We start from the raw sequence: 12,071 nt of genomic DNA on the forward strand, positions 1-12,071 counted from the left end.
TGTATTTACCTTGGAGGATCCTGACATGAAATATCAGGCGGTTATCTTTGACCTTTTTGGGACACTGGTTGATAATATTTCTTTGCAGCAAAGCCATCTCGTACTCGCAGAAATGGCCCATATTCTACGCATCCCAGAGCAAGAGTTTATTACCACATGGATTATTGACACCTGGTATGTACGTGCCTGTGGCAATTTTTCTTCACTTGAAGCCAGCGTTGAGCATATCTGCCACCTTCTCAACACACATGCCAAAACGAACCAGATCCAGCATGTATGCCATCTCTGGTCAAACTTCACGCTCAAGCTGCTCCATCCTCGTCCAGATGTTATTCGTATTCTGACGCATTTGCACTCAATCGGATATAAATTAGGGTTGATTAGTGACTGCGCGATAGAGGTTCAACTTCACTGGCCACATACATCATTGGCTCATCTCATTGATACATCTATTCTGTCATGCGCAGTGAAGATCAAAAAGCCTGATGCACGCATCTATCAACTGGCGTGTGAGCGACTCAATGTTGATCCCAAACACTGCCTTTATATTGGAGATGGGAGCAGCCACGAACTCAGTGGCGCAGCTAACGCAGGTCTCTATCCAGTGCTACTGACTGGTTCTGATAATGATAAGGATGCTATTCGCCCTGATGCAGAAATCTGGCAAGGTCCATCCATCTCACTTATCAGTGATGTTATGACCCTCATTTCATGAAAACATCAGGACCTTTCTTGATGGTTGTCTGAGGCAAGAAAGTATCTTTGCAGGTAGGCAAAGAAATGCTCCGGCTGTACAGGTTGGCAACGATAGGCAACAATGCCATCTGGACGCAGGAGATTCAGTCCATTGCGCTCAATATGACAGTGACCTTGCAGGCTCGATAGGGGGGTGCGACCGTCAAGCAGGACTGATCCTGCCCAGGACAGACGCTTCTGGACAGCGGGATGCGGCACGACCATATGGACAGCAATGCTCTCTCCATAGCGCTGCTGGACGCTGCGTCCTACGTCACACAAGTGATCGAGAATGGTTTGGTCTTCCTCTGAACCTGTAAAAATGAGCAAGATTTGTTTTCCTTGCCCCTCTTTGAGCACGTGGAGCAGACGTGGCCCCTGACCGAGAGACGATCCGCCGAGAAGGACATTGGGAACACGGCTCCCAGCAGCCCAGTCTTGTTGCATTGTACTCATGGACAATGATGCAGGCCAGCGCTCTGCAATTGAAGAGCTTACGGTATAGGTAATGTTCAACTGAAAGAGCGCCAATGCGATCTGGCGCGCGACTGCATCCGAGAGTGCCTGGAGTCCATGGCCCGCAGCCATGTCTCTCTGAACGCAATGTACGAAGATGTTTTATAAAGATTTTTTCTGGTGTAGATTCTACTAAAGCATCAAAAGAAAAGATGTGCAGCCTTTGATTTTGACAGCAACGGTACATCAATCAGAGTAGACATTGTTCGATTTTTGTGTTTTTTGATAGACCCTGGTTGCGATTTTGAGCTCAAAATAGATGCTGGTAGACGGTTTTAGGCGCCTAAATAGGCTCGTGGAGTTCTGACGTCACAAGTTCAAGCATATGTTGTTGAACCTGACCTATCTCGTTCTGGCCGCCTCCGTTGCATGGGGGTGTTGCTGATAAATGATCTGAAGGTTCGACCTCATTTCAGCGGCAAAAGGTTGTTGCTGTACATCAACGGTATGGAACGCAACTCATGCTGCCACACCCAGGAATACTGCCGACAGCATGGGCGCTCTCAGAATGAGGAGGAAACATGATGAAGCAGATGTAAACGGCTTTATCTTTGCAGTTTTTGGGTTATCATAGGAACAAGTAAACAGTTAATGCAATTCATTGGCCTGGATCGCTGGATACGATAATTATGCATTGATTTTTAGAACGAATGTTAAGCCGGGGTGGCCTGCTACGGCGCTTATAGCCCAACCCTGGCTCTCAACTAATTCTCTTACAATTGCTAAGCCGAGTCCAAGACCTCCTGTTGTTCTGCTGCGAGACTGATCTACTCTGTAAAAACGTTCGAACAGATAGGGGAGGCTTTTGGCCGGTACACCTTTCCCGTTGTCTGAAAACAAAAGTTTGTGTGCAGTGGCTTCAATAGTGACTTCTGTCGCCTGTGAATAGCGCAAAGTATTTTGCATAAGATTCGTAAGAATCTGTTGAAGTGCGCCATAGTTTGCATGGATGATATAGTCCTCTGCAATATCTAGCTTCGCAGTAATTCCTTTTTGCTTGAGATCAAGGCTATAGTGATTAATGAGTTCCTCGCAGAACGGTCTTAAGTGTATATCTTCAGGCTGGCCAGTATCGGGCATTCGGGCTTTTGTATAGGCGCCCAGCTGCTGTACCAGCTCTGCAAGTCGCTCCGCTTGATCCTTTAGGGTGGCTACTCGCTCCTGTGTCATAGGATATTTACCTTCCTGGATGGCAGTGAGTTGCCCGATCATTGTGGTCAGTGGTGTATTCAGCTCATGTGAGGTATCTGAAATGAGGTCTTTGCGGAGCTTTTCCTCGTGCCGTAATCGATGGATGAGATTGTTGAACCTCATAAAGACTTCGTCAAACTCGCGGATGCCCATTGACGGGAGTTGGACTTTATAATTGCTTTGTTCCAAGGAGGCTATAGCTTCGTTAAACTGGTGCAACGGCCGCCGTACGAAACGCGCCGCAAGTAAACCAAGCACCAGGGGAGTGCCGAGCGCAATCAGCACATAGATAGCAAGCGCAGCAAAGGACCCTTTTGTCGTAAAGGCATTTAGGAGTACCCGACCGATAAGTTCGTTTGAAACAGGGATTAAAATGAGGGTAATGGGTCCTGATGCAAGTATAAGTGCAGCAATACGAGTGCTTAACCGGTCATATGGGCTCCTTTTAAAGATGCCTAGGATCGCCATTATGGCGATAGCGACGATGACAGCGATCATAAAGATACATAAAAGGAAGAAGTAGAAACCTGGACCTATCATTTCTCTGGTTCTCCGATGAAGCGATAGCCGCTACCGAATACTGTTTCTATAAATTGTGGATGTTTCGGATCTGTCTCAATCGACTGGCGCAGTGCTTTTATGTGAGCATCGATGGTGCGGTCATAGACAAAATGACTTGAAGGATCGCTATAAATCTGGTTGACAAGTTGCGCCCTCGAAAGTACTGCGCGAGGATGAGAAGCAAGCGCCAGCAAGAGGTTGAATCGCGTGGTGGTAAGGATGATAGACTTCTCACCCTTCATAATCGACATGGTTTCAGGATCGATAACCAGACCCTTAAAGTGTCGTCGCCTTGTCCTATCGTGTCTGCGCAAGAGCGCTTGCACGCGTGCCACTAAGACGTTTGGGTTGAATGGTTTTCTGATGTAATCGTCGGCGCCCATGGAGAGCCCTTTGACCTCATCTTCATCACTATCGCGGGCGGTGACTATAAGGATTGGCATGGTTGAGGTCGTTCGGATAGCTTTACAGACATCGAGCCCACTCATTTTTGGCAGGTTAATATCAATGATTGCGAGATCGGGTTGATGTTCTACAAACAGTTCGACCGCAGTTTGTCCATCTACCGCTTCAATTGTTCTGTATCCAGCATCATGCAGATACGTCACTTCAAACTCACGAATCGGTGCCTCATCTTCAATAACCAAAACTTCCATATCTCGTGTACCTACTTCTTCATAGTTATAATCATAAGTGTAGCTGCAAGTTGTGAAAATGATATGAAACGGTACCACTGTTTGTCAACAGCGAGGAGTGGACGCAATCATGAGGCGCCGCTGATCGTGTCGTTTCCTCGCACCGTTGCGACCACAATCCTTGAACTGAGTGCGCTAGCCAGACCGATCATTCTTACCGACCGACCAAAATGCAAATCCTCTCCCGGCGAAGGCTGCCGCAAATCTGTCGTAGGGAATCACAGCATTTTCCTGGAGCTCTGGAAATCTTCCAGATGAATTGTGAATCAGCAGCGTTTGACACTCCTGATGTGACCATTCAAAGCCATGCACAAGCACAACATGCCCCCCTTTATGGGTAATAGGCGTGCCATTGCGTTCACCAATTTCGTCGCTAACGGAAGCAATAACGAGCGCTCCTGTCAGAAGCAAAGAGCAGATATCTTCAATAGAGAGCGTCTTATAAACGTGTCCCTTGATCCCATAGGACTGTCCTACGTCTACTAGTGGTTGATAGATCCATCCGAAATTGACCAACTCGCCCTGTTTATTGTGCATGATATATCCACCTGCAGCAAGACCCTGCTGAATAAGCTCGATCATGCTTGGAGGTTGTTTGGGCCTTGCCAGGGTTTCAATACACATTTTTAAGCACGCAATTGCGCAAGATCGAGAGCACCAAAAACAATACTCTTCAACGTCTTCAGTTCCAAACTCACGCCAACATGGATCTTGTCTTCCATCAAAATGCTCATGGCAATACGAATAAATGAGTTCAGGACTGGCAAATTGGGCGGTGTAAGAGATTTTTCTGGGAAAACAATACCTACCTGATAAGGGCACATCAGATACTGTGCCAACGAACGTATTCCGTTTCATTTTTGAAGCTACAACCTCTCATCTTTTATCTCTAAGGATAGATCTGTGTCAGGTGTGGTCTATCAACAAACATCTTCTAGTGGTGCGATAATCTCTGCGGGCCAATCCTCTACCAGTATTGGGTCGCCTGTTGCGCGAATAGCCGTAAGCATTTCAGCTTGTAAGGCTGTTCGAGCAACAGCCTGGCCTCCCGCTCTTTGCAGCTTCAGCGCCTCCTGACGAATTGCAAGACGTGTATTTTCATGTGCTCTATTGCTTTCATTAAGATCTACAGCCCCGAACGTTGCGTAAGCGTGTCCGGCAGTAGCTGCTCCCATTTGAGACTCGGGTGCGTTGAAGTGCCACCATTCTGCAAAGTAGGGCTGGAAACCAGCCTGCGTCATAATATCGAAGAGGAAGCGACGATTGTTGCAGGCCAGCATATCAGTATCGGTTAAGATTTCCCCGGCGGCACTTTTAGCCTCATAATATGCCAGAGCGGATTTTTCACCCCCATGATCGAATGCAGTACCAAAATCGAGCATTTTGGCATGGCGTCTCATGATTGCTGATAGCCGCATTTCCATACCAACCCGCTTGGCAATAGGTAGATGAATATCGGTCAGGTGGGAACGGATTTGAATCAACTCCTCTTCATGCGGCTGGTCAAGTTTTACAATCGCGACATCTACCGATCCGCCTGTGGTATGTGGAGAAGGTCTATTTGGATCCATCGATGGAAGCGACACATATTTGTGGGTTTCAGACTCCAGTGCCTCATTGTCCATCTCTGGATACTTTTCTCTGAGTTTTTGCTGATAGAAAGCATGCAGCGATTTCTGCACCTGATAAGACCTGTAAGCATCGAACACTAGTAGATGATGACCAATTGGCAAGAGTTGCTCCGCGACTAATAGACGATGAACGACTGACCGACGGGCAAAAAGCGTTAGCAGGCTCCCTTCTAATGTATTTCTATTCTCTGCATAAGGTGAATTACTATGTTCACCAAAATAGAGAGAGGAGGTCATTAAAATTTCAGCCTCCTGTGATAATGGCCCTAATGGAATTAATGGGTCGAGGCTGTCGTCCTCTCTGATAGGAATATCGCTCCATCCTTGAACCCGGCCGGCACCGAGAGGAATTGCTGGATATATTACATGTTCGGCTGTAACCATGAAACGTCTGCTCCTTCATCACGAAACGTCTGCTCTTTCTATCCACTAGCATGCCGTTTACGTGTGAAAATGATATGAAATTCCCAGATAGCGGTACTGGATGTGTAACTTTCAGGCATCATCCCGAATGGCGTTTTTGACCTTTGGGAGGAGCAAGCGTGACCTTTCTCTGATCAGTCATGGATCTGTTTTTGAGGGATTTTGTCTTTCCACAACGATCGAGATAGGGGTCATTTCATATCATTTTCACAACTTGCAGCTACGCTTACTCCTGCAAAGTTAATAAGAAGGTCGTCTATGAAGCCTTTTTAATTAGCTAAAACATCAATACAAAAAGCTTTAAACAGGGTGGGTGCATAAATCATGACAAAAATGGGAATTACTATATATGGATGCGGACAGGACGAGGCTGTTTTGTTCCGAGAGATGGCGTCTCGCTTTGACGTTATACCAACTATCACAGCGGCATCGGTATCTGAAGCGAATATTGAACTGACATCTGGGAATCAATGCATCAGCGTCAATCATAAGACTCACATCACCAAATCCATTCTTCGTGCGCTTGGTCAGGCTGGCGTCGCATATATCTCCACAAGAAGTAGTGGATGTAATCATATTGATGTAGATTTCGCGCAGAGTGTTGGCATCTCGGTTGAAAATGTTGTGTATTCGCCCGCCAGCGTGGCTGATTACACACTCATGCTGATGCTTATGGTGATTCGACATACCAAATCCACTCTCAGCCGTGTAGATATTCACGACTTCAGATTGCATGACGTACGCGGGAAAGAATTACGCGACATGACCGTCGGGGTAATTGGAACAGGATATATTGGCGCAGCAGTTATAGACCGGCTGCGGGGCTTTGGTTGCCGCATAGTAGCCTATGACCATCGTCCCAAAACCTCTGCCAATTATGTTCCTCTTGATGCATTGCTACAGCAGAGCGACATGGTAACACTCCATACACCACTTAATGCGGATACAAACCACCTCTTGAATCATCAACGTATCGAGCAGATGAAGCCTGGCGCGTTCATTATCAATACTGGACGTGGTTCACTTCTTGATACTGAGGCTCTTCTTCTAGCGTTGGAAAGCGGCAGGTTAGGCGGTGCGGCGTTGGATGTCCTCGAAGGAGAGGAAGGAATATTCTACGCTGACTACAGAAACAAACCTATTGAAAGCCAACTGTTGTTGCGGTTACAAAAATTACCGCATGTGCTGATTACTCCGCATACCGCCTATTACACAGACCACGCCCTGAGAGATACGGTTGAAAATACTTTGATCAATTGCCTGAAATTTGCAAGGAGATCATCCAATCTGGGGACACCATCTGGCACCACATTGGTCATTTAGAGAGGAAAAAAGAGTATGGATAGGTTGAACATCGCAATTCTATTCGGAGGCTGCTCCGAAGAACATCCCATCTCCGTTAAATCTGCGCAAGAGGTCGCAAAGCATCTCGATATCGAGAAGTATGAACCGTTCTATATCGGGATTACGAAGAGCGGAGCCTGGAAGTTGTGTGACGGCCCTGGTGCCAATTGGGAAAACAACAATTGTCGTCCGGCTCTGCTGTCACCGGACAGAAGCGTACACGGATTGCTTGTTCTGGAACAGGGACAATACAAAACGATTCGTTTGGATATGGTGCTTCCCGTTTTGCACGGCAAACTCGGCGAGGATGGTGCGATACAGGGTTTGTTAGAGCTTTCCAGCATTCCCTATGTAGGCTGTGATATCCAAAGTTCTGCTCTGTGTATGGATAAATCTCTTGCGTATATCGTCGTGAGAAACGCGGGAATTGCTACGCCAAATTTCTGGGTTGTCACGGTGGATGAGGACATTAACGCCGACCGGCTTCCTTATCCCGTTGTTGTAAAGCCGGCCCGTTCGGGTTCATCTTTCGGTGTCAGCAAGATATCGCGAAAAGAAGAATTGCTGAGTGCAGTGGAAGCCGCAAGACAGTATGACTCGAAGGTGTTGATTGAAGAGGTTGTCGTCGGAAGCGAGGTGGGATGTGCGATAGTAGGGAACGATCTGGATTTGCTTGTAGGCGAGGTAGATCAAATTTGTCTATCGCATGGCTTCTTCAGAATCCATCAGGAGAATAATCCTGAAAGCGGTTCCGAAAACTCAACAGTAATTGTTCCCGCTGACCTTTCTGCAGAGGAGCGCTTACTCGTTCAGCAGAAGGCAAAAGTCATCTATCACGCCCTGGGATGCAGGGGACTTTCGCGGGTGGATATGTTCCTGAAGGAAGATGGAACGGTAGTACTTAACGAGGTCAATACTTTGCCCGGTATGACTTCATACAGCCGTTATCCGCGAATGATGGCGGCCGCAGGGTTGCCATTTGCCGAAGTGATCGACCGGATGGTGTCGCTTGCATTGAACGGAAAAGATGATGAACGATGAGCAATGACGACAGATCAGTAACAATTCGCCTTGCCTCCCTCAGTGATGCAGAACAGTTGGCACATTTGTGTGAACAGCTAGGATACCCTGTTGCTGCAGGACATCTCTTGCTTCGGCTGACTTCTCTTCTGCTGCAAAGTGATCATGCGCTCTTTGTGGCAGAACGAGCAGATGGACATCTGCTCGGGTGGGTCCATGTGTATCACTGCTTCCTCGTCCATACGGACCCGGAAGCGCAAATCGGAGGACTGGTGGTGGATGCGGCCGTTCGTCGCAGTGGTACAGGCCACCGTCTCCTGCAAGCGGCTGAACAGTGGGCACGCGAGCAGGGATGTTGGGGCATGTATTTACGCTCGCGTGAGACTCGCATCGATGCCCACCAGTTCTATCACACAATGGGGTACGAGCCCGTCACTTCATTTGTGTTCCGAAAGCGTTTATGAAAGACAAACCACACCCAGGCAAGTCAGGTGAGTGCTGACATGCTGAGAGGCGTGAGCGTTTTGTAAACGATCCTGCATGGATATGTTATCAAGGTCTTGGCGAGGTTTGGGGACCTGAGTAGCTACAATACTGTCTAAAACAGTATTCACCTTTATACCTACGAGCCCGGCTATGGCTAGTTTGTTCAAATGTTTATTCTTATTTTTTAAGAGCAAAGGATGTATTAAGATGTTTACCCTTAATGACATATTACAAGGGAATGCGGATGACGTTGCCAGGCCCAATCTACTCAGTAGCACGTCGCCTGACCCTGAGCTTGTCTTTCGCTCGGCACACCATGATAGTCGCCAGATAGAGCCTGGCGATCTCTTTATTGCTCGCAAAGGAGCAAACAGCGACGGTCATCACTTCATTCCTGCTGCTGCTCGTGCAGGCGCGCTGGCCGCTCTTTGCAGCACACCAGTTAACGATGTGCCTCCCGACTTCCTACAGATCATCGTCCCTGACATTCTTACGGCCCTTCACGCTACAGCACGCGCACGCACTCAACGTCAGAAAGACACCATACGCATAGGCATTACCGGAAGCAATGGTAAAACAAGCACAAAAGATGCGGTGGCTGCTGTACTCAGCCATAAAGCCTCCACCCTGAAAACTTATGCATCATATAACCACGAGCTTGGCTATCCTATCACGCTCCTGCGCCTGGAGCCACAATACCGTTACGCAGTGCTGGAGATGGGCGCTCAATATGTCGGCGAGCTCACCTGGCTCTGCAATTCCATTGCCAGCCCCCACTGGTCTATCATTACCACTGTCGGCGCCGCTCACCTTGAATACTTTGGCACACAGGAACGCGTCGCCATCGCCAAAAGCGAACTGGTGCGGGTTCTCACCCCCGACGGCTTCGCCATTCTCAACTATGACGATGAACTTGTTCGCACGATGGCAGCGAAAACCCAAGCGCGCATTCTCTCCTATGGCACAGGTGAAGGTGCTACGGTACGTGCCAGCAACATCGGTGGTGATACCCTCTTCGGGCACAGCTTCACACTGCACTATCACGATCAACAGCGGCCCGTTCAGCTTCGCCTTCCGGGCAAACATGGTATCACCATCGCCCTCGCTGCGGCAGCAGCTGGTTGCGCGGCAGAGATGTCACTGGATGATATCGCCTCGGCTTTGGAAGATCTCTTACCCGCACCAGGACGCTGCGAAATCAAGACTGGTCCCAACAACAGTATCCTCATCGACGATAGCTATAACGCCAATCGCCAGTCGATTCTCGCCATTACTAGCGCTATGCACAACACAAGTCATTATCCCAATGGGAAGCGCTGGGCCATTCTGGGCGATATCTTCCAGCTTGGTACCTACGCACGCGCCGAACACTCCATGTGTGGTTCCTCTCTGGCTGGTCGTGTGGACTATCTCATCGCCATCGGTGATCAGGCCCGTTTCTACGTTGAGGGCGCTATCGCCGCGGGTATGCCCGAAAAGCACACGTACTATTTTAGTGCTGACGTGAACAACAGTGCGGAATTAGAAACCGCCAAACGTGCCGCCGCTGATCTCCTCAAGCATGAGCTACGGCCCGACGATCTCGTACTCCTTAAAGGATCACGTGGCATGCAGATGGAAACAATGCTTGCAATGCTCTAGTCTACATAGACTATACAGTGATGCTGCTCCATTGGAAGGAGCAAAAGAAGGGATAATCTCCTGGAGAGAGCATCCCTTTTCCACCAGGTGCGTACGTTTTTCACTCCATAGAGGAGGCGCTTGGTTTGAAGAGGAAGAAGGGGGGACTCATGGATGTCTGGCTGGATACTGTCTGTCTTCACGAAACTGCTCTGTTACAACAATCATGCGCCCCTGCTCCCGATCCATTTTTAGCGAAAGATGGGTTTGCTACGCGATCTACACGCTCACACACACATGCAAAGCTGAATGTATCCCCTCCCCATAAGCTGCCGACCCTTGTCCTCGTGGGGCAATACCATCGAGTGGGACCCGGATCATTGGATTGAGTTTTGAACCCAGGAACGCTGCCCGGCTGTCAGTCTGTGAACCAAGCAGCAATTTTCGGCTGTGCTGGAGTGTTCTTTGGCAATAAGCGATGCCAAGTTCCACACATGCTCCTTCATCGGGGACCTGGCCATCAAGCACAAACAAAAAGATATCGCAGGCCAGAATCTGCTGGGTGACGATCGGCTTTCTGCTGTTTCACTGCTATTCCCTCTTTCTTTGACGAACAATCAGGGCCAGTTGTTCGGTAGAGAACTGTTCCCCTCCTTTGTGCTTGCCGGGGAGAACGCTACCTTGTAATCTCTTTTCAGAATAGCATATTTGGTAGCAAACATGCTGTTCACATTTGAGGAACAGAGAAGGAGGAATTTGTTCACCAAAGCAATGTGAAAGGAACACACGATCATGACTCCCTCATCTTACATTAATGGATGGGCCTCAAAACCATCTGGGAACAGTTGTTCCTCACGGCGTCCCTTTGGGTGAGATGTCCTGGAATAGTGATATCGCCAATCATGACTCCCTCTGGACACGGTGTGAAGGAATGATGGCTGAGATGTGATTTTTGGGATAACCATGGTCCAGCGAGCAGGGCGGTATGATGCCGGCCGCGTTCATAAACAAACTGATAGTCATCGAGCAGATGCGCCTCTTGACCGTCATGACTTGTCATCGTACAGTGAATGTGAGTTATCTGCTTGATTTGGAATAAGCAACATCAATATCAAAAAATATAGTCTATAGTATTATAGTACATCTTTTTCTTAATCACTTGCCAGGATGTTGCTTTGATTGTTACTATTGAATTGAATGACCAGCAGATCACGATTTCAGTGCCGTTGGCATTTGTGAGTATATATGAATGGATAGGAATCTATGAAGCGGTGTGAAGAAATCATTGAGCATTTTGTGCCCACAAAGAGGATCACCTCGTTCTAGGCAGCCAGATTGGCGTACCTTGAATCAGGTGATTGTTCCAATGAGATCTCTCTGGACGGCTGAAGAGTACCTGAGAAACTGCTTATTGTTGAGCTCTCCTGAAAAATATATTACGGTTGTTCGATAGGGAAATCATACTTGAAGACAACTGATTGAGGAAACAGCCATGAAGCATTTTATCGAATTCAAAATAGAAGATGGTAGTACTATTATAGTAGAGGCCGATGGCCCGCAGCCAGAAGGAACCATTCGCGCTTCTCGTCACCGCAGTGAATTTGCTGAAGAAGCGAAAGATACCTTTGAGCAGGCGCTCAGTAAAATTCGTCCCGCCACGGAAAAGGTGATTCATACACTTCGCACATTGGCACATAAGCCCGATGAGATTGAGATGGAATTTGGATTTAATATGAGTGCCATCGCCGGGGTAGTGATCGCCTCTGCTAGTACAGAGGCAAACTATAAAGTAACGTTGCGCTGGAAGCAAGAGGAGCAGAAAAGCACTCTATAATGTGATGGACGATCT

Annotated in this window: 13 protein-coding genes; 7 read left to right on the forward strand and 6 right to left on the reverse strand. The window is 48.1% G+C overall.

All coding sequences use genetic code 11. The features are described 5' to 3' along the window. The first annotated feature begins 25 nt into the window (after window positions 1–25). Entirely contained in the window at window positions 26–715 is a 690-nt protein-coding gene (locus EL633_RS14930) for an HAD family hydrolase (RefSeq protein ID WP_126627944.1), read from the forward strand. A gap of 5 nt (window positions 716–720) precedes the next feature. On the opposite strand, the gene EL633_RS14935 is transcribed toward EL633_RS14930, so the two are convergent. From EL633_RS14935 to EL633_RS14955, 6 genes are all read right to left on the reverse strand, one after another. After that, window positions 721–1,323 (reverse strand): hypothetical protein, encoded by a 603-nt coding sequence (locus tag EL633_RS14935; RefSeq protein ID WP_126627945.1) that lies wholly within the window; start codon window positions 1,321–1,323, stop codon window positions 721–723. 555 nt (window positions 1,324–1,878) lie between these two features. Next, on the reverse strand, window positions 1,879–2,982 hold the full coding sequence (locus EL633_RS14940; protein ID WP_126627946.1) for a sensor histidine kinase: 1,104 nt from the start codon (window positions 2,980–2,982) through the stop codon (window positions 1,879–1,881). Beyond that, entirely contained in the window at window positions 2,979–3,659 is a 681-nt protein-coding gene (locus tag EL633_RS14945; protein ID WP_126627947.1) for a response regulator transcription factor, read from the reverse strand. The genes EL633_RS14940 and EL633_RS14945 overlap by 4 nt, the downstream gene beginning before the upstream one ends. Before the next feature lie 174 nt (window positions 3,660–3,833). Further along, window positions 3,834–4,322 (reverse strand): cysteine peptidase family C39 domain-containing protein, encoded by a 489-nt coding sequence (locus tag EL633_RS14950; protein WP_246039217.1) that lies wholly within the window; start codon window positions 4,320–4,322, stop codon window positions 3,834–3,836. Between the two features lie 2 nt (window positions 4,323–4,324). Next, window positions 4,325–4,537: a hypothetical protein gene (locus tag EL633_RS37500; protein ID WP_246039229.1), complete on the reverse strand. Its 213-nt coding sequence runs from the start codon at window positions 4,535–4,537 to the stop codon at window positions 4,325–4,327. A gap of 81 nt (window positions 4,538–4,618) precedes the next feature. After that, window positions 4,619–5,713: a M15 family metallopeptidase gene (locus EL633_RS14955; protein WP_126627949.1), complete on the reverse strand. Its 1,095-nt coding sequence runs from the start codon at window positions 5,711–5,713 to the stop codon at window positions 4,619–4,621. Between the two features lie 363 nt (window positions 5,714–6,076). On the opposite strand from EL633_RS14955, the gene EL633_RS14960 reads away from it, so the two are divergent. The 6 genes from EL633_RS14960 to EL633_RS14985 all read left to right on the forward strand — a co-directional run bounded on the left by EL633_RS14960 (window position 6,077) and on the right by EL633_RS14985 (window position 12,056). After that, on the forward strand, window positions 6,077–7,075 hold the full coding sequence (locus EL633_RS14960) for a D-isomer specific 2-hydroxyacid dehydrogenase family protein (protein WP_126627950.1): 999 nt from the start codon (window positions 6,077–6,079) through the stop codon (window positions 7,073–7,075). Between the two features lie 15 nt (window positions 7,076–7,090). Next, entirely contained in the window at window positions 7,091–8,137 is a 1,047-nt protein-coding gene (gene vanA, locus EL633_RS14965; RefSeq protein ID WP_126627951.1) for a D-alanine--(R)-lactate ligase, read from the forward strand. Next, a complete protein-coding gene (locus EL633_RS14970; RefSeq protein ID WP_126627952.1) occupies window positions 8,134–8,580 on the forward strand; it encodes a GNAT family N-acetyltransferase in 447 nt (148 codons plus the stop codon). Before vanA ends, EL633_RS14970 begins: the two co-directional genes overlap by 4 nt. A gap of 229 nt (window positions 8,581–8,809) precedes the next feature. Next, window positions 8,810–10,243, forward strand: a complete 1,434-nt coding sequence (locus EL633_RS14975) for a UDP-N-acetylmuramoyl-tripeptide--D-alanyl-D-alanine ligase (RefSeq protein WP_126627953.1) — start codon at window positions 8,810–8,812, stop codon at window positions 10,241–10,243. A 444-nt stretch (window positions 10,244–10,687) separates the two neighbouring features. Beyond that, window positions 10,688–10,909 (forward strand): hypothetical protein, encoded by a 222-nt coding sequence (locus EL633_RS14980; protein WP_126627954.1) that lies wholly within the window; start codon window positions 10,688–10,690, stop codon window positions 10,907–10,909. 805 nt (window positions 10,910–11,714) lie between these two features. Continuing rightward, on the forward strand, window positions 11,715–12,056 hold the full coding sequence (locus EL633_RS14985) for a CU044_2847 family protein (RefSeq protein WP_126627955.1): 342 nt from the start codon (window positions 11,715–11,717) through the stop codon (window positions 12,054–12,056). The last annotated feature ends 15 nt before the right edge of the window (window positions 12,057–12,071 follow it).

It is taken from the genome of Dictyobacter alpinus (genome assembly GCF_003967575.1).
GTDB classification, from domain to species: Bacteria; Chloroflexota; Ktedonobacteria; order Ktedonobacterales; family Ktedonobacteraceae; genus Dictyobacter; species Dictyobacter alpinus.